This is a genomic window from Pseudomonas sp. DTU12.3 (genome assembly GCF_004124275.1).
Taxonomy (GTDB): Bacteria; Pseudomonadota; Gammaproteobacteria; order Pseudomonadales; family Pseudomonadaceae; genus Aquipseudomonas; species Aquipseudomonas helmanticensis.
In genome coordinates, this window is record NZ_CP027218.1 from 4,695,870 (window position 1) to 4,713,333 (window position 17,464).

The following is a 17,464-nucleotide window of genomic DNA, read 5'->3' on the forward strand; positions in this document are numbered from 1 at the left end:
TCGATGAAACCTCACGCCACGGCCATCAACCAACGCCTGATTCGCGGCCAGACGCCGTCCTACGAACGCTTGCAGGCGCGTCTGGCCGAAGATGGCAGCGCCTTGGCCGCCGACCCGATTGCGGTGCATTGCGGCTGGGGCCGGTTGTTGATCGGCCATACCTTTCCCGACCCGGCTTCGCTGGCGCAGGAACTGCTCAACGAGCAACCCGGCGAGCGCGATATCGCTTTGTACGTTGCCGCGCCGCAGCAGATTCTCGGGCTGGAACCGACGCAGTTGTTCCTTGATCCCTCCGACACCTTGCGCCTGTGGTTCAGCGATTACCGCCAGGCCACGCGGGTGTTTCGTGGCTTCCGGATTCGTCGCGCGCAAAGCGAGGCGGACTGGCAGGCAATCAATCAGCTGTATTCGGCACGCGGCATGTTGCCGATCGATGCCACGCTGCTGACCCCGCATCATCAGGGCGGCCCGGTGTACTGGCTGGCCGAGGACGAAGACAGCGGCGCGGTGATCGGCAGCGTCATGGGCCTGAATCATCACAAGGCCTTCAACGATCCGGAAAACGGCAGCAGCCTGTGGTGCCTGGCGGTTGACCCGCAGTGTTCGCGGCCGGGCGTTGGTGAAGTGCTGGTGCGGCACTTGGTCGAACACTTCATGAGTCGCGGGTTGAGCTATCTGGACCTGTCGGTGTTGCACGACAACCGGCAGGCGAAAAGCCTCTATGCCAAGCTCGGTTTCCGCAACCTGTCGACCTTTGCCATCAAGCGCAAGAACGGCATTAACCAGCCGCTGTTTCTTGGCCCCGGCCCGGAGGCGCAGTTCAATCCGTATGCGCGGATCATCGTTGAAGAAGCGCATCGACGCGGCATCGATGTGCAGGTCGATGACGCCGACGCCGGCCTGTTCACTCTCAGCCATGGTGGACGCCGCGTGCGCTGCCGGGAATCGCTGAGCGACCTGACCAGCGCAATCAGCATGAGCCTGTGCCAGGACAAAAGCCTGACGCACAAGGTGCTCAAAGGCGCTGGCCTGAATCTGCCCTCACAACAACTGGCGGGCAATGCCGACGACAATCTGGCGTTTCTCGATGAGCATCAACGGCTGGTGGTCAAGCCGCTCGACGGTGAACAGGGCCAAGGCGTTGCCGTGGATTTGCAGAGCATCGAAGAGGTGCAACAGGCGATCGAAGCGGCCAAGCAATTCGACACTCACGTGTTGTTGGAGAGCTTCCACGAAGGGCTTGATCTGCGGATTCTGGTGATTGGTTTTGACGTGGTCGCGGCGGCGATTCGCAAGCCTGCGGAAGTGGTGGGCGATGGTCAGCATTCGATTGGCGCGTTGATCGAGGCGCAGAGCCGGCGTCGTCAGGCGGCCACCAGCGGCGAGAGCAAGATTCCGCTGGACCACGAAACCCAGCGCACTCTGCATGCAGCGGGTTACGACTACAGCAGCATTCTGCCGGCCGGCGAGCATCTGTTTGTGCGCCGAACGGCTAATTTGCATACCGGCGGGACGCTGGAGGATGTCACGGCGATTCTGCATCCGACGCTGGTCGATGCCGCTGTGCGCGCGGCGCGGGCGCTGGACATTCCGATGGTTGGCCTGGACTTGATGGTGCCGGCGGCGGATCAGCCGGAGTACGTGTTTATCGAGGCCAACGAACGCGCCGGATTGGCCAATCATGAGCCGCAGCCGACGGCGGAGCGCTTTGTCGATTTGTTGTTTCCGCACAGTCAGCCGGCCATTTAACCCTTTCCTGATCGTTCCCACGCTCTGCGTGGGAACGCCTCACTGGACGCTCTGCGTCCGCTCTTGGGACGCAGAGCGTCCCTGGCTGCATTCCCACGCAGAGCGTGGGAACGATCAGTGCTCAACCCATCAGGAGTTTCCATGACCACGCAAATCCCCGAACCGGATCTCAACTACCTGCAAAAAGTCCTCCTGGAAATGCTCGCCATTCCCAGCCCCACCGGCTTCACTGACACCATCGTGCGCTACGTCGCCGAGCGTCTGGAAGAACTCGGCATTCCCTTTGAAATGACCCGGCGCGGCACCATTCGCGCCACACTCAAGGGCAAGAAAAACAGCCCCGACCGCGCGGTCTCGGCGCACCTCGACACCATCGGCGCCGCCGTCCGCGCAATCAAAGACAACGGCCGCCTGACCCTCGCGCCAGTCGGTTGCTGGTCGAGCCGGTTCGCCGAGGGCAGCCGTGTCAGCCTGTTCACCGACAACGGCGTAATTCGCGGCAGTGTGTTGCCGTTGATGGCGTCCGGGCATGCGTTCAACACAGCCGTCGACGAGATGCCGATCAGCTGGGATCACGTCGAACTGCGTCTGGACGCTTACTGCGCGACCAAGGCCGATTGCGATTCGCTGGGCATCAGCGTCGGCGACGTGGTGGCGTTCGATCCGCTGCCGGAGTTCACCGAAAGCGGCCATATCAGCGCCCGGCATCTGGATGACAAGGCTGGCGTTGCCGCGCTGCTCGCGTCACTCAAAGCCATCGTCGACAGTGGCCAGGAACTGATGATCGATTGCCATCCGCTGTTCACCATCACCGAGGAAACCGGCAGTGGCGCGGCGGCGGCTTTACCGTGGGATGTCAGCGAGTTTGTCGGTATCGACATTGCGCCGGTCGCGCCGGGGCAGCATTCCAGCGAACACGCGGTGAGCGTGGCGATGCAGGATTCCGGCGGGCCGTACGACTATCACCTGTCGCGGCATCTGCTGCGTCTGGCCGGTGAAAACGAACTGCCGGTGCGACGTGATCTGTTTCGCTACTACTTCAGCGATGCGCACTCGGCGGTGACCGCCGGGCACGATATTCGTACGGCGCTGCTGGCGTTTGGTTGTGATGCAACCCATGGCTATGAGCGCACGCACATCGACAGTCTGGCGGCGTTGAGCCGGTTGTTGGGCGCCTACATTTTGAGTCCGCCGGTGTTTGCCAGCGATGCAGCGCCGGCGAATGCTTCGCTGGATCGCTTCAGTCATCAGATTGAACACGACACGCAGATGGAGAGCGATACGCGGGTGCCGCCGGTGGACAGTCTGGTCGGGCAGCGTTCCGACTAGAGAGATAATTGTTGTCTGTACCGGCCTCTTCGCGAGCAAGCCCGCTCCCACCTGGGAACGCATTCCAAATGTGGGAGCGGGCTTGCTCGCGAAGGCGTCGGTGCGGTCAACACAAAACTGGCAGGCAACCGGCAATCGCCGTAGCATCCCGACATTGATTCCGCCGAGGTGCCCATGCTCATTCCCTACGAAGCTCTTGAAGTCGACACCCTCACCCGCCTCATCGAAGATTTCGTCACCCGCGACGGCACCGACAATGGCGATGACACGCCGCTGGAAACCCGCGTGCTGCGCGTGCGCCAGGCATTGACCAAAGGCCAGGCGTTGATCGTCTTCGATCCGGAAAGCGAACAGTGCCAACTGATGCTCAAGCACGACGTGCCCAAGCATCTGTTCGACTGAAACCGTCAACGAACCTTTTCCACAGCCTGCTTGCGCTGGATCCGTTCATAGACCTCGGCACGGTGCACATTAACCTTTGGCGGGGCCTCGACGCCGAAGCGCACGCTGGCGCCGTTCACTGACAGTACGCGCAAGGTGATGTCGTCACCAATTGAAATCAACTCACCGACAACACGGCTGAGTACAAGCATGAGGGTCGTCCTCCAGGGTTAGCGAACCCTGAAGATGCGCGGCTTGCGGCGGCTGTTCAATCCATGCAGGGCAAATCAGTAATGCCCTACATCGCCATGCGCAACGTCCTTCAGACCTTTCCTGCAAATCGTTAAACAACCTTCGCCTCAAGCGGCTGAAAAGCGCGGCCCGAACAGAATCACGCTGGCGCCGATCACGCACAACGCCACGCCGATCCAGTCCGACCCCAACGGACGCACGCGCTCGACCACCGCCAGCCAGCCTATCGAAGCAACGATGTAAATCCCGCCGTATGCGGCATAGGCGCGACCGGCATACGCCGCTTCGACACGCGTCAACAACAGCGCAAACAGGGTCAGGCTGAGCAGCGCCGGGATCACCCACAAGGCACTTTTGCCTTGGCGCAGCCACAGGTAAAAAGCGAAACAACCGGCGATCTCAAACAGCGCCGCGAGGAAAAACCACAGGTAATTGAGCATTGGTGCGTCTCGACAGGGTGACCAGTGCGGCCACCCTAACGACAGCGTCGGCAACGGGCAAGGTCAGCCGTTGTTCTGCTTGGCCTTGGCGCGCATTTTCTCGGCCATCGAGGTCATTTCGTTGTAAAGCAGTTGCGGGTTCTTCTGTTTGATTGCCCAGGCCATGCGCCCTTGTTCGTGGGGCAGGATCATGAACTCGCCGGCTGCCACTTGCTGATAGATGTAGTCAGCAATATCCGCTGCGGTGATCGGCGAGCTTTCCAGCAACTTGCCGACCTGCGCTTTCATCGCCGGGGTCGGGCCTCGGAAAGAGTCGAGCAAGTTGGTCTGGAAGAACGACGGGCACACCACATGCACACCGACTTCCTGCTGCGCCAGTTCGATCAACAGGCTTTCCGACAAGGCCACGACACCGGCCTTGGCGACGTTGTAGTTGCTCATCGCCGGCCCTTGCATCAGCGCCGCCATGGAGGCGATGTTGATGATCTTGCCTTTGCTCTGTTCGAGTAATGGCAGGAACGCCTTGCAGCCTTTGACCACGCCCATCAGATTGATCGCGATCTGCCAATCCCAGTCTTCCAGCGACAGTTCACTGAAGAACCCGCCCGAGGCAACACCGGCGTTGTTGACGATGATGTCGATGCCGCCGAGTTTCTCTTCGCAGGCCTGGGCGAACGCGGTGAGCTGGCTGTAGTCACGCACATCGCAGCGCTGAGTGAAGCCGTCGCCGCCCGCCTCGCGAACCATTTTCAGGGTTTCCTGCAGGCCAGGTTCGCTGACGTCGGACAAAGCCAGTTGCCAGCCTTCACGCGCCCAGCGCAGCGCGATTTCGCGACCCAAACCCGAGCCCGCGCCAGTGATCATCATGCGATTTTGCATAGCAGACAGCCTTGTTGTTCCGGGGAAGTTGGGCGAAGTGTAGCGAAGGTTCTGCGCGCGCCCACGCTCAATCAAGTTGCTGAATGGAGGATCAAAAGATCGCAGCCTTCGGCAGCTCCTACACCGATTCCTGTAGGAGCTGCCGAAGGCTGCGATCTTTTGATCTTTCGCTTTAAAGGAAATAAGCCTGAAATCCAAATACATTAAAAAAACATTGAATTTTCTTTCACTCGCGCCAGTCGGAATTTGTAAGCCGTCTGGAATTACTTAGTCTCCAGTCGCCCCTTGAACATCAAGACTTCTCGAACACTATCAACAAAGGAAATCGACATGGGCACAATTCTAATCATTATCCTGATCCTGTTGCTGATCGGTGGTCTGCCGGTCTTCCCACACTCCAGAAGTTGGGGTTATGGCCCATCGGGCATTATCGGCGTGGTCTTGGTCGTGCTGTTGGTGCTGTTGTTACTCGGCCGCATATAACGATTTAGTCGGCAAAAAAAGAGGCCCTGTTGAGGGCCTCTTTTTTATTGCGCGGAGTTTATTGCAGGAGCAATCAGTCCGGCTTGCCGTTAACCACACCGGCGGTGTTGTCCATCAGGCTCTTGGTCGCTGTTTGCAGGAACGCCTCCAGCTTGAGTTTCAACTCGGCGGTGCGCGGAGCATCCGGGATGATCTCGGCCGAAGGGTTGGCGCCCAGTTGGTACTGATAGATCTTCGGTGCCATTTCCTTCTCTTTCGGCAGCACCAGGATCTGGTCAGCGGTGACGATCGCGGTGGTCTGCTCGCTGCCCGACGGCTTGATTACGCCGAAACCGGTGTCGCCTTCCGGCAGGTTGAGCAGGTCACGGCCCCAGCACTGGTGGCGCACTTCGCCACCGAGGCGACCCATGATGGTCGGCACGATGTCGATCTGCGTACCCACGGTGTGGTCACGCGTACCAAACTTCTCCTGGATGCCCGGCGCGATCATCAGCATCGGCACGTTGAAGCGGCCCAGGTCCATTTCGGTGATCTGACGCTCGTTACCGAAACCGTGGTCGCCGACGATGACGAACAGGGTTTCCTTGAAGTACGGCTCTTTGCGCGCCTTCTCGAAGAACTGACCCAGTGCCCAGTCGGAGTAACGCATGGCCGTCAGGTGTTCGTTGAGGCTGCCACGGTCAGTCACGCGCTCGACCGGCAATGGCGTCGGCAAGGCGTACGGCGTGTGGTTGGACAGGGTTTGCAGCAAGGCATAGAACGGCTTGCCGTTTTCCCGCGCCTTCAGTTCGACCAGACCACGGTCGAACATGTCCTGGTCGGACACGCCCCAGGTCGGATCGGAGAACACCGGGTTGACGAAGTCGTTACGGCCGACGAAGTTGGTCATGCCCTGATTGCTGAAGAAGCCCGACTGGTTGTCCCAGGCGAAGTCGCCGTTGTACACGTAGACGTCGTCATACTTGCGCGCGCTGAGCAACTGCGGCAGGCCGGACAGCTTGTGGCTGCCTTCCGGGGTCTGCATCAGGTATTCGAAGCCCGGCAGGTTCGGGAAGCAGGCCATGGTCGCGAACATGCCCTGGTGGGTGTGTGTGCCGTTGGAGAAGAAGCGGTCGAACAGCAGGCCTTCCTTCGACAGTTTGTCCAGGTACGGCGTGATGTTGCCCGGCGCGCCCAATGCACCGACCGAGTGACCGGCCATGCTTTCCATCAGGATCACCACGACGTTCTTGATCGGCAGCGTCTTGTCGGCGGGCGGCGTGTAGTCACGGCGCACGGCGGCGATATCGGCATCGACCAGTTTGTCGTCCGGCATCACCAGCATCTCGCGCACCACTTTCTGCGCTTGTTCTTGCGGCAGTGTGGCTTTCCAGATGTTGTCGCGGTCCTCGCCCATGCGGTCCTTGGCGGCCGCGATCAGCGACAGCGTGCCGTTGAGGCCGAGCTGGTTGGCGAAGTTCGATTCGGTAGTGTAGACGTCACCCCAACGCAGCGGCGGGCCTTGACGCAGGGTGCCACGCGCGGCAACCACGCAGATCAGCAGGCAAACCACGAACACCGCCAGACGGGTGTACCACGGCGCAACCTGACGGGTACCGACGCTGCCACCACTGAACGGCCCGCGCGGACGCGTGGCACGATCGGCGCCTTTGAACGCCAGGGTCAGGATCACCGTGCCGACGACCCACGCCAGCAGATAACGTACTACCGGAAAACCGTACCAGAGCATGCTCATCACGGTTTTCGGGTCTTCTTTCACGTACTGGAACACCAGGCCGTTGAGGCGCTGGTGAAACTCGCGGTAGAAGTCCATCTCCATCAGGCCGAGGAACAGCGCGATGCTCGAGGCGATGGTCAGCCACAGACGGAAGAAACCGCGCGCGGCCATGGCGCGGGCACTGAACAGCGCCAGCACCAGCGGAATGCACACATAAACCACCAGGCGCAGGTCGAAACGCAGGCCGTTGGCGAAAGCTTCGAGGAAGGTCGAAGCCGGGGTGTCGAGGATCATCTCGCGGTTGTAGACCAGCAGCGCGAGGCGCAGCACGGAAAACATCACCATCATGACCAGAGCACACAACAGCGTGTAGGCCAGATGCGATTTGACGGTCGGTTGCAGCAGGCGACTGGAAGATCGCTGCTGATTCAGGGCGTCCGGGTTTGCCATGTCGTTTTAGGACCCATTGGAAGTTGAAGTTGCAAAAATACAGCGGCGCCATGCCCTCTATTGGTCATTCCAGACCCCGGGGCGTGCGCGGTGCGCAAATGTTGCACGATCATCCGCACCATTGCCATTGATTACTGCCCCGCCACCAGACACTTTCATTTAGTGCAGCGGCAGACCAGGACAGCGTGCAATCAGCGCGGGCGAATTGTCTGGAACACTTTGTGAAAATTTCGTGCAACGCATATCTGGAAACACAATATAGATACAAAACAAAACGCCCCGAATCGATCGGGGCGTTTTGTTTGAGCGCGAGATTACTTCTCGGCGCGTTCTTTCAGGGCTTTGAGGGTGTTGAACGGGGCATCGACGACAAACTTGTTGGCAATCATCGACGGCACGCTGCCGCCCGGCTCGGTGTGCACCTGATAGGTCACTTCGACCTGATCACCTTTGGGCACGAACTTCCAGAAGCCTTTGACCTGCGCTACACGAACGAAGCCTTTCTCTTCCGGAATGTACTTGGGCAGACCTTCGAGGTTACGGGTCAGGCTGCCGTCGGCACCTTCGACGGTGGTCACGAGCAGTACCGAATCACGCGGGGTGACTGGCCAAGGCGTGTTGAACTGGGTGTAAGTCCAGCTCTGGGCGCCTTCGTGCTTGAGCAGTTTCTGGGTCTTGCACTCGTGAATCCAGGCGCAGGCGCCGGAGACGTCTTCCTGCAATGCGCGCAGTTTGGCGACGGTGGTCTTCATCAGCGCGACGCCCTGATAGGACTTGTAGTCCGAACCCGGCACTTCACTCAGGGAGACCTTGATGCCGTCTTCGTTCTTGGCAACCTTCCAGTCTTCAGCCTGAGCGACCGAGGTGGCCAGCACAGCGGTCAAACCACACAACACAGCGATACGATGCAGCGAACCCATAGTCTTATTCCTTATTGTTTAAGTTCCGTTCGTTAGACACATCACGCCGCCGTCATCTGCTCCCACCAGCCGAGCAATCTGATCGCTTCTTGCGAGCTGTCGCCACAGACTTCGACATCGGCGGCAAACCCCGAACAGACTGCCGGGCGCTCGGGGCGGCCGAAAATGCTGCACAGGTTTTCGACCGAGAGTTGCACGCAACGTTCGCCGGCAGGTTTGCCATCAGGCATGCCGGGAATCGGCGAACTGATGGACGGGGCAATGCAGCAAGCGCCACAGCCTTCACGGCATTTCATGACGAACAATTCCTCGCGACGGGCGATGTGTTAAAGAGACGCGGAACAGAGTAACCGCTAAAACGGCTGTTTAAAATTCCCTGAACCGGGGTTTTTAGCGATATCCGAATGTGACTGACCAGTCTCCGACAAAGCGTCTGGTCTGCGGGTCACAGCCGAGTCGAATTTACTGCTTGAATTCGAAATCGAGCGCCGCGCCTTCCACTTCGCGGCGCTCTTCGTTGCGCAGTTGCAACTGCATTTCGTTGCTGAGCAAACGGCCATTGAGCTGGAACCCGCTGTTTTTCTCGCCAAACATCTGCGGCAGGATCGGCTCGCGCTTGGGCAATTGAACAGTGCCCTTGGGTTTCAATTCCTGGACCATGTCCTTGGGCAGGCTCAAATCGAGCCTGGCCGGTGGCAGGCGGGTTTTCGCCACTTCGCTGGCAGGTTTCGACTTGCTGGCAACCGGGGGGCGTTTTTTCACGACCTTCTGCTGGGTTTTCTTCGCCGCGGCAGCTTTTTTTGCGACCGGCGCTTTCTTGGCTGTCGTCGTCGCTGCCGGCTTTTCGGCAACTGCGGCGGCCATGACCGCCGGCGCATGACCGAGCATCAACAAGCAGAGGCAAACCCAGGCGGCAGGAAAAATCGCTTTCATGGACCCAACGAGACTAACGGCAGAGGGCCATATGCTCGCTTGTTGGACGCCACAAGACAAGCATGACCCTCTGCTCGTTCAGAATCCGCCGGCCGTTTCCTGACACAGTTGCGTGGCCAGCAGACCGAGAGTCATCAACGCTCGCTCCGCCTCGCGGTTCCATGGAATGCCGCAGTTCAGGCGGATGCAGTGGTTGAACTGCTCGGTATTACTGAAGATCAACCCCGGCGCGATGCTGATGCCCTGCTGCAAGGCACGGACATGTAATTCCTGGGTATTGACCCTTCCTGGCAGACTCACCCAGAGGATGAAACCGCCCGTGGGCCGGGACATTTGCGTGCCTTCGGGGAAGTACTGCTGCACCGCCAATTGAAAGGCGCTGAGGTTTTTCCGGTATTCCTGGCGGATGTACCGTAAATGCCGGTCATAGCCACCGTTTTCCAGATAGGCGGCGATGGCCATCTGCGTCACGCTGCACGCTGAATGCGTACTGAAGGTCTGCAAGCGCTGGATTTCCTGCTGATACTTGCCGGCAATCATCCAGCCGATGCGCACCCCAGGCGACAACGTCTTGGAAAAGCTCGAACAGTAGATCACCCGATCCAGTCGGTCATAGGCCTTGAGCGCTTTGGTGCGACCCTGCTCGAACATCAACTCGCCATAGATATCGTCTTCGACGATCTGGATATCGAAGTCCGAGGCCAGGCGCAGCAACTGCTTTTGCCGCTCTTCGGGCATGGTGCCGCCCAAGGGATTGCTCAGGCGCGTGGTCAACACCAACGCCTTGATCGACCATTGATTGGCCGCCAGTTGCAGGGCTTCGAGGCTCATGCCGGTAGCGGGGTCGCTGGGGATCTCGATGACTTTCAGGCCGAGCAGGTCAGCCAGTTGCAGCAATCCGTAATAGGTCGGCGATTCCGCAGCGATCAGATCGCCCGGCCGCGTGAGTACTCGCAACGACATCTGCAAGGCGTCGACACAACCGTGGGTGATCACCACCTCCGAGGGGTCGACCACCACGCCGGCGTCACGCATGCGAATCGCCACTTGCCGACGCAGCGGTTCAAAACCGGGGCTGAACATATAGCTGAAGGCGCGCGGGCTATGGAAACGGGTGACCTTGGCCAGTTGCTGATGCAGCGCGCGCACCGGCAAGTAATCGACGCTCGGTACCGCCGCGCCCAGCGGGAAGACACCTTCGCGGCGCGATTCGACCAGAACCTGCTGAATGATGCTGCTACGGGTGACCAGTCCTGGCCGTTCGACCCGCGCGATGTCCGGTGTCGGCGCCGTCAGCGCTGGCGTCTGGTGCACGTAATAACCGGACTGCGGCCGTGCCCGAATCAGCCCCTGATCTTCGAGATTGGCATACGCCTGCAACACCGTCGCATGGCTGACGTTGAGCTGCGAGCTCATCTTGCGCACCGAAGGCACGCGCTCCCCCGGTTGATAGACACCACGGCGGATGTCTTCGGCCAGTTGCTGAGCAATACGTTGGTAGAGCAAAAGATTGGTCATGACGCAGCACTCGATTTCACGGGCATTTTATTCTTGTGTGAAACAATACCGGAACAGTTTAGAAGTGTACTGGGACAGTTACCACTTTAGTCGACCATACAGTGCGGTGTCTGCCCCCGACTGTACTGATTTGCGAGCTATTCGACAGACGTAAAAAAGCCCGGAACTGCATGACAGGCCGGGCTTTGTAGGAGCCGTGTAGGAGCTGACGAGTGGAACGAGGCTGCGATCTTTTGATCTTGTTTTTAAAACCAAGATCAAAAGATCGCAGCCTTCGGCAGCTCCTACAGGGTTTTGCGTTGCTTAACGGGCGGCGCCGAGCTGACCTTTTTCGTCGGAGAAGACGATTTCCACCCGACGGTTCTGTGCACGCCCGCGCTCGGAAGCGTTGACGTCTACCGGGTATTCATCGCCGTAACCTTCGACCTGAATGCGTTTGTCATCGATGCCCAGGTCCATCAGCACGTCAGCCACGGCTTGCGCGCGGTCGCGGGACAGCTTGAGGTTTTCCTGCTTGCCGCCGGTGCTGTCGGTGTAACCCTCGATACGCACCACGCGTTTCGGATTCAATTGCAGGAACTGGACGATCTTCAGCACCACGCGGTTGGCCGAGTTTTTCAGCTCAGCTTCACCGGTGTCGAACAATACGTCACCCAGGGTCATCACCAGACCACGGTCAGTCTGCGTGGTGGCCAGCGCGACGATCTGTTCTTCCAGCCACTTGCCCTGCTGCTGGACGCTGAGCAGCTTCGATTCACGCAGGGCCAATTGCAGGCGCTGACGCTCCAGTTCGAGCTTGGCCGCGCGCTCCTCATTGAGCACCTGATTGGTGTGCTGGCGCGCGATCTCGCTGTAGCGCTGGCTCAGGTAGGCGTAATGCACCACGTCCGAACCGCTGCCCCAATAGGTCGACAAGCGATCGGCACGGGCCAGGGATTCACCGGCGCGGATCACGTCTTTCGGCGCGATGCGCAGCACGTTGGAGTCTTCCTTGACCTTCTGGAAGTCGGCGCCCGCCTCTTGCAGAGCCGATTCGCTGTGTTGACCGGCGCAGCCGTAAAGGCTCGCGCAACCGGTGAGGATCAGCGCACCGATGGCTTTGGACTTGAGGCTCATTGGGCATCTCCCAGTTGCTTGCGCAGTCGGACGATGCGGGTGTTGAGTACGTTCACCTGTTCTTCGCTTTTCTGCGTCAGCACCTTGGCTTCCGCCAGACGTGCGTCGAGTTCAGCCTGTTCAGAACGCATGCGCGCGTTCCGGTAGGACTCGTCAGCCATGTTGCCTTTGGCGCGGTTGTACTTGGTTTCGGCCAGTTTCATTTCCGGCACTTCGTCGGCGGTGGCGCCGACGGCCTTGGCCTGGGTGATGGCCTGCTCGGTCAGACGCATTTGTTCAATCGGTGCCGGATCGGTTGCGCAACCGGCCAGGGCCAGAACGGCCACAGCCGCGAAAAGAGGTCGAATACTCACTAAGAATCCCTACTGTTTTGGGGCACTGACAGGTTGTTGCGGCTGTTGCTGCTGCGCCTTCCAGCGCTCGATATTGCGTTGCAGCGCGGCTTCCGTCAGTCCGGACGCGGGCAATTCTGTCATCTTTTTGGCTAGCTGTCCGCGCAACCACGGATCGTTGCAGGCCGAGTTGTGGGAAACCGCAAGGAACAACCCCGGGCGGTCGATGGGTTGTTCGAACGCCAGCAGATCATTGGCCATGCCCAACGCCTGTGCGGCGGCCATGCCCGAGTAACGCCCGGCGAGTACATATTCCACTTCGCCCAAGAGCAATTTCTGCAGGGCCAGGGTGAGGTTGGCTGTCTTGGTCAGGGTCAGATTCTGCTCGGCGAAAGTGCCAAATGCCTGGGTCATTCGAGACTTTTCCGACAAGGCACCGGCATGGCCGTGCAGGTCTTTGGCTTCGCTGTAGGCCAGTGTCGAGCCTTTGCGCGTCCACACCAGGTAGTCGTTTTCCAGCAGCGGCGGATAGATGTAGTCGAGGTTTTCCAGCTCAGTGAAGGTCAGCGGCGCGTCGGCGAGCATGTCCATGCGCCCGCTGCGCACTTCGTCGAGGGCTTGCGCGCGTTTGCCGGCGTAGAGCAACTCGACTTTGATGCCGAGATCCTTGGCCACTTGCTGCAACAGGTCGGCACTGGCACCGATCAATTGTTTCGGATTTTGCGGATCCTGCCACAGATACGGCGGCGCATCCGGGCTGCCGGTGACGACGAGGCGTTCGCACTTGCCAGCGGCTGTCGCCAAACCTGGCAACAGGGCCAATCCCAACAACAATCCGCAGCGCAGATCCATGGCAAAACGCTCCCACTCAAATCCGAGACAAAAAAAGCCCGACCAAAAGGTCGGGCTCTTTATAAGTGAAGCCGCTGGATTAGACCAGCTTCTCCAGCTCGGGTACTGCTTCGAACAGATCCGCCACGAGACCGTAATCGGCCACCTGGAAGATCGGCGCTTCTTCGTCCTTGTTGATCGCAACGATCACCTTGGAGTCTTTCATGCCGGCCAGATGCTGGATCGCGCCGGAGATACCGACGGCGATGTACAGCTGTGGCGCAACGATCTTGCCGGTCTGACCGACCTGCATGTCGTTCGGTACGAAACCTGCGTCAACCGCAGCGCGCGAAGCACCGACGGCAGCGCCCAGCTTGTCGGCCAGGGCGTACAGATGCTTGAAGTTGTCGCCGTTCTGCATGCCACGGCCGCCGGAAACGACGATCTTGGCAGCGGTCAGCTCTGGACGATCGGACTTGGCCAGCTCTTCGCCAACGAAGCTCGAAGTGCCAGCGTTGTGCGCAGCAGCAACCGCTTCAACGGCAGCCGAACCACCTTCAGCAGCAACCGGGTCGAAACCGGTGGCACGCACGGTGATCACTTTGATCGCAGCGGTCGATTGCACGGTAGCGATGGCGTTACCGGCGTAGATCGGACGCTTGAACGTGTCAGCGCTTTCGACCGAGATGATCTCGGAGATCTGGTCAACGTCGAGCTGCGCGGCAACGCGCGGCAGGATGTTTTTGCCGTTGGAGGTCGCGGCAGCCAGGATGTGGCTGTAGCCAGCGCCCAGCTCTGCAACCAATGGCGCAACGTTTTCCGGCAGCTGATGCGCGTAAGCGGCATTGTCAGCGTTGAGGACTTTGCTCACGCCAGCGATTTTCGCAGCGGCTTCAGCCACGGCGCCAGCGCCTTGGCCGGCAACCAGAACGTGGATGTCGCCGCCGATTTTGGCAGCAGCAGCCACGGTGTTCAGCGTGGCCGGGGCCAGCACTTTGTTGTCGTGTTCAGCAATAACCAAGATAGTCATTTAGATTACCTTCGCTTCGTTCTTGAGTTTTTCAACCAGTTCAGCCACCGACTTGACCTTGATGCCTGCGCTGCGTGCAGCCGGCGCTTCGACTTTCAGGGTCTTGTTGGTGGAGGCGGTGGAAACGCCCAAAGCGTCCGGAGTCAGCACTTCAAGAGGCTTCTTCTTGGCTTTCATGATGTTTGGCAGAGACGCGTAGCGCGGCTCGTTCAAACGCAGGTCGGTGGTGACGATCGCTGGCAGTTTCAGGGAAACCGTCTGCGCGCCGCCGTCGATTTCGCGGGTCACGGCAACGCTGTCGCCAGAGACTTCGACTTTCGAAGCGAACGTGCCCTGACCGTAGCCGCTCAGTGCAGCAAGCATCTGGCCGGTCTGGTTGTTATCGCTGTCGATGGCCTGTTTGCCAAGGATCACCAGTTGAGGCTGTTCCTTGTCGACCACAGCCTTGAGCAGCTTGGCCACGGCGAGCGAGGTCAGATCTTCAGCGGATTCGACGAGGATGGCACGGTCGGCACCCAGAGCCAGTGCGGTACGCAGCTGCTCCTGAGCGGTGGTCGGGCCGATGGAGACGACGACGATTTCAGTCGCAACACCTTTCTCTTTCAGGCGTACGGCTTCTTCCACTGCGATTTCGCAGAACGGGTTCATCGACATCTTGACGTTGGCGAGATCGACGCCGGAATTGTCCGCCTTGACGCGAACCTTGACGTTGTAATCCACAACGCGTTTGACAGCTACAAGAACCTTCATGGATTCCTCGTTACTCTCCGGTGAAAAGAAAGTCGCCTAGGCGAACCTGGCGGTTGATGCTCATCGTGCCTACAAGGGCACCTCTAAAAACGCCGGCTTGTACTCGGGATGATGACACGCTGCAAAGTGCTGGACCGTTCGTCAGTGGTGACCAATCAGTCATTCAACTTCACGCTGTGTAAACTGCGCGCCAGACCTGCGCTGCGCATCACCCTTTCTGCCTACGCCCTGTCTTTAGAGGTGCTCTTGAAACCGCCAGTCTGCCTACGGCGAGCGCAAAACCGCCCGTATCTTGACCGGAACGCCTATTCCGGTCAATACAGCAAAATGACCATTCATAAGCCGCGCTTCTTTGATTTCTCTGGCCTGGAGCCGATTCAAACAAACGTTTGTATTGGACGCTAGGAGTGGTGTAGATATAATGCGCCGCCTAGAGAGAAAGGTCTGTTCTCCAATATTCCCCTTGACGTTAACGTAAAGGAATAGCGGATGCGACATCAAACCTCCAAATTAGAAAAAAAACTGTTGAGCCTTGAGTAGGAGATAGCCTGTGGAACGCGAATACATGGAATTCGACGTGGTCATCGTCGGTGCCGGCCCCGCTGGCCTGTCCGCCGCCTGCCGTCTGAAGCAGAAGGCCGCCGAAGCCGGTAAGGAAATCAGCGTCTGCGTGGTCGAAAAAGGCTCCGAAGTCGGTGCACACATCCTCTCCGGCGCCGTGTTCGAACCACGCGCTCTGAACGAACTTTTCCCGAACTGGAAAGAACTCGGCGCGCCGCTGAACACGCCGGTCACGCGCGATGACATTTTCGTGCTGAAAAACGCCGACAGCGCGCAGAAAATTCCCGACCTCTTTGTGCCGAAGACCATGCACAACGAAGGCAACTACATTATTTCCCTTGGCAACCTGTGCCGGTGGCTGGCCCAGCAGGCAGAGAACCTCGGCGTAGAAATCTACCCAGGCTTTGCCGCTCAGGAAGCGCTGATCGACGAGCAAGGCGTGGTTCGCGGGATCATCACCGGTGATCTGGGCGTCGACCGCGAAGGCAACCCGAAAGAAGGCCTGTACACCCCGGGCATGGAACTGCGTGGCAAATACACGCTGTTCGCCGAAGGCTGCCGTGGCCACATCGGCAAGCAACTGATCAAGCGCTACAACCTCGACAGCGATGCCGACGCCCAGCACTACGGCATCGGCCTGAAAGAAATCTGGGAAATCGACCCGGCCAAACATCAGCCTGGCCTCGTAGTCCACACCGCCGGTTGGCCGCTGGATATCATGGGCACCGAGAACACCGGCGGCTCGTTCCTCTATCACCTGGAAAACAACCAGGTCGTAGTCGGTCTGATCGTCGACCTGTCTTACAGCAACACTTACCTGTCGCCGTTCGACGAGTTCCAGCGCCTCAAGCATCACCCGGTGCTGGCGCAGTATCTGGAAGGCGGCAAGCGCATCAGCTACGGCGCCCGCGCGATTTGCAAAGGTGGCCTGAACTCGCTGCCGAAAATGGTCTTCAAGGGCGGCGCGCTGATCGGTTGCGACCTCGGCACCCTGAACTTCGCCAAGATCAAAGGCAGCCACACCGCGATGAAATCGGGCATGCTCGCCGCAGAATCGGTGGCTGACGCGTTGTTCGCTGAGAAGGACGGCACCGAAGAACTGACCACTTACGTCGACGCGTTCAAGAAGAGCTGGCTCTACGACGAGCTGTTTGCCAGCCGAAACTTCGGCCCGGCGATCCACAAGTTCGGCGCTATCGTCGGCGGTGGTTTCAACTGGCTCGACCAGAACATCTTCGGCGGCAAACTGCCGTTCACCCTGCACGACACCAAGCCGGATTACGCTTGCCTCAAGCTCGCGGCCGACTGCAAGAAGATCGACTATCCGAAGCCGGACGGCAAACTCAGCTTCGACAAGCTCAGCTCGGTGTTCATCTCCGGTACCAACCATGAAGAAGAACAGCCGTGCCATTTGAAGCTGACCGATCCAAGCATCCCGATCAGCAAGAACCTGCCGCTGTACGACGAACCGGCGCAGCGCTACTGCCCGGCCGGCGTGTACGAAGTGATTACCAAGGAAGACGGCGAGAAGCGCTTCCAGATCAACGCCCAGAACTGCGTGCACTGCAAGACCTGTGACATCAAGGACCCTTCGCAGAACATCACCTGGGTGACGCCGGAAGGCGCTGGCGGCCCGACTTATCCAAATATGTAAGCCGAACCGCTGAACAACAAGGCTCCCGAATCGGGGGCCTTTTTGTTGCCCAAAATTCCTCTCACACCACAAAACAACTGTGGGAGCGAGCCTGCTCGCGAAGGCGGTGTATCATTAACAATGATGTCGACTGATACAC

The 17,464-nt window shown here is 59.3% G+C and carries 18 protein-coding genes; 5 read left to right on the forward strand and 13 right to left on the reverse strand.

Annotated features, from left to right (window positions below; translation table 11 throughout):
- The first annotated feature begins 3 nt into the window (after positions 1 to 3).
- From ngg to C2E19_RS21445, 3 genes are all read left to right on the forward strand, one after another.
- Positions 4 to 1,749, forward strand: coding sequence for an N-acetylglutaminylglutamine synthetase (ngg, locus tag C2E19_RS21430; RefSeq protein ID WP_129394980.1), 1,746 nt, complete (start codon positions 4 to 6; stop codon positions 1,747 to 1,749).
- Between the two features lie 141 nt (positions 1,750 to 1,890).
- Positions 1,891 to 3,078: an osmoprotectant NAGGN system M42 family peptidase gene (locus C2E19_RS21440; protein ID WP_129394981.1), complete on the forward strand. Its 1,188-nt coding sequence runs from the start codon at positions 1,891 to 1,893 to the stop codon at positions 3,076 to 3,078.
- Positions 3,079 to 3,252: 174 nt separating this feature from the next.
- Positions 3,253 to 3,480, forward strand: a complete 228-nt coding sequence (locus C2E19_RS21445) for a YheU family protein (protein ID WP_129394982.1) — start codon at positions 3,253 to 3,255, stop codon at positions 3,478 to 3,480.
- Positions 3,481 to 3,485: 5 nt separating this feature from the next.
- Here the strand turns inward: C2E19_RS21445 and csrA are convergent, their stop codons facing one another.
- The 3 genes from csrA to C2E19_RS21460 form a co-directional block, all read right to left on the reverse strand.
- Positions 3,486 to 3,671: a carbon storage regulator CsrA gene (gene csrA, locus C2E19_RS21450; RefSeq protein WP_122661663.1), complete on the reverse strand. Its 186-nt coding sequence runs from the start codon at positions 3,669 to 3,671 to the stop codon at positions 3,486 to 3,488.
- Positions 3,672 to 3,818: 147 nt separating this feature from the next.
- Positions 3,819 to 4,151, reverse strand: coding sequence for a YnfA family protein (locus tag C2E19_RS21455; protein ID WP_129394983.1), 333 nt, complete (start codon positions 4,149 to 4,151; stop codon positions 3,819 to 3,821).
- 63 nt (positions 4,152 to 4,214) lie between these two features.
- Positions 4,215 to 5,030, reverse strand: a complete 816-nt coding sequence (locus C2E19_RS21460; RefSeq protein WP_095120542.1) for an SDR family oxidoreductase — start codon at positions 5,028 to 5,030, stop codon at positions 4,215 to 4,217.
- Between the two features lie 324 nt (positions 5,031 to 5,354).
- Here C2E19_RS21460 and C2E19_RS21465 point away from each other — a divergent pair, with 324 nt between their 5' ends.
- The gene (locus tag C2E19_RS21465) at positions 5,355 to 5,513 is read left to right on the forward strand and encodes a DUF3309 family protein (protein WP_169432680.1); all 159 of its coding nucleotides are present in this window, start codon (positions 5,355 to 5,357) and stop codon (positions 5,511 to 5,513) included.
- A gap of 73 nt (positions 5,514 to 5,586) precedes the next feature.
- Here the strand turns inward: C2E19_RS21465 and C2E19_RS21470 are convergent, their stop codons facing one another.
- The 10 genes from C2E19_RS21470 to C2E19_RS21515 all read right to left on the reverse strand — a co-directional run bounded on the left by C2E19_RS21470 (position 5,587) and on the right by C2E19_RS21515 (position 15,110).
- Positions 5,587 to 7,680 (reverse strand): LTA synthase family protein, encoded by a 2,094-nt coding sequence (locus C2E19_RS21470; RefSeq protein ID WP_129394984.1) that lies wholly within the window; start codon positions 7,678 to 7,680, stop codon positions 5,587 to 5,589.
- A gap of 314 nt (positions 7,681 to 7,994) precedes the next feature.
- Positions 7,995 to 8,600, reverse strand: a complete 606-nt coding sequence (locus tag C2E19_RS21475; RefSeq protein WP_129394985.1) for an START domain-containing protein — start codon at positions 8,598 to 8,600, stop codon at positions 7,995 to 7,997.
- Between the two features lie 41 nt (positions 8,601 to 8,641).
- Positions 8,642 to 8,896: a YkgJ family cysteine cluster protein gene (locus C2E19_RS21480; protein ID WP_129394986.1), complete on the reverse strand. Its 255-nt coding sequence runs from the start codon at positions 8,894 to 8,896 to the stop codon at positions 8,642 to 8,644.
- 166 nt (positions 8,897 to 9,062) lie between these two features.
- Positions 9,063 to 9,533: a translation initiation factor 2 gene (locus C2E19_RS21485; RefSeq protein WP_129394987.1), complete on the reverse strand. Its 471-nt coding sequence runs from the start codon at positions 9,531 to 9,533 to the stop codon at positions 9,063 to 9,065.
- A 78-nt stretch (positions 9,534 to 9,611) separates the two neighbouring features.
- Positions 9,612 to 11,051 (reverse strand): PLP-dependent aminotransferase family protein, encoded by a 1,440-nt coding sequence (locus C2E19_RS21490; protein WP_064391472.1) that lies wholly within the window; start codon positions 11,049 to 11,051, stop codon positions 9,612 to 9,614.
- A 303-nt stretch (positions 11,052 to 11,354) separates the two neighbouring features.
- Complete coding sequence (locus C2E19_RS21495) at positions 11,355 to 12,167, reverse strand: OmpA family protein (RefSeq protein ID WP_129394988.1); 813 nt, start codon at positions 12,165 to 12,167, stop codon at positions 11,355 to 11,357.
- Positions 12,164 to 12,520 carry a DUF4398 domain-containing protein gene (locus C2E19_RS21500; protein ID WP_038364424.1) on the reverse strand — a complete coding sequence of 119 codons (357 nt, stop codon included), beginning with the start codon at positions 12,518 to 12,520 and terminating at the stop codon, positions 12,164 to 12,166. Before C2E19_RS21500 ends, C2E19_RS21495 begins: the two co-directional genes overlap by 4 nt.
- A gap of 9 nt (positions 12,521 to 12,529) precedes the next feature.
- Positions 12,530 to 13,351, reverse strand: a complete 822-nt coding sequence (locus tag C2E19_RS21505; protein WP_129394989.1) for an ABC transporter substrate-binding protein — start codon at positions 13,349 to 13,351, stop codon at positions 12,530 to 12,532.
- Between the two features lie 79 nt (positions 13,352 to 13,430).
- Positions 13,431 to 14,360 carry an electron transfer flavoprotein subunit alpha/FixB family protein gene (locus C2E19_RS21510; protein ID WP_034155324.1) on the reverse strand — a complete coding sequence of 310 codons (930 nt, stop codon included), beginning with the start codon at positions 14,358 to 14,360 and terminating at the stop codon, positions 13,431 to 13,433.
- Positions 14,361 to 15,110, reverse strand: coding sequence for an electron transfer flavoprotein subunit beta/FixA family protein (locus tag C2E19_RS21515; RefSeq protein ID WP_007908338.1), 750 nt, complete (start codon positions 15,108 to 15,110; stop codon positions 14,361 to 14,363).
- A gap of 550 nt (positions 15,111 to 15,660) precedes the next feature.
- On the opposite strand from C2E19_RS21515, the gene C2E19_RS21520 reads away from it, so the two are divergent.
- Entirely contained in the window at positions 15,661 to 17,325 is a 1,665-nt protein-coding gene (locus C2E19_RS21520; RefSeq protein WP_129394990.1) for an electron transfer flavoprotein-ubiquinone oxidoreductase, read from the forward strand.
- Positions 17,326 to 17,464 lie beyond the last annotated feature (139 nt).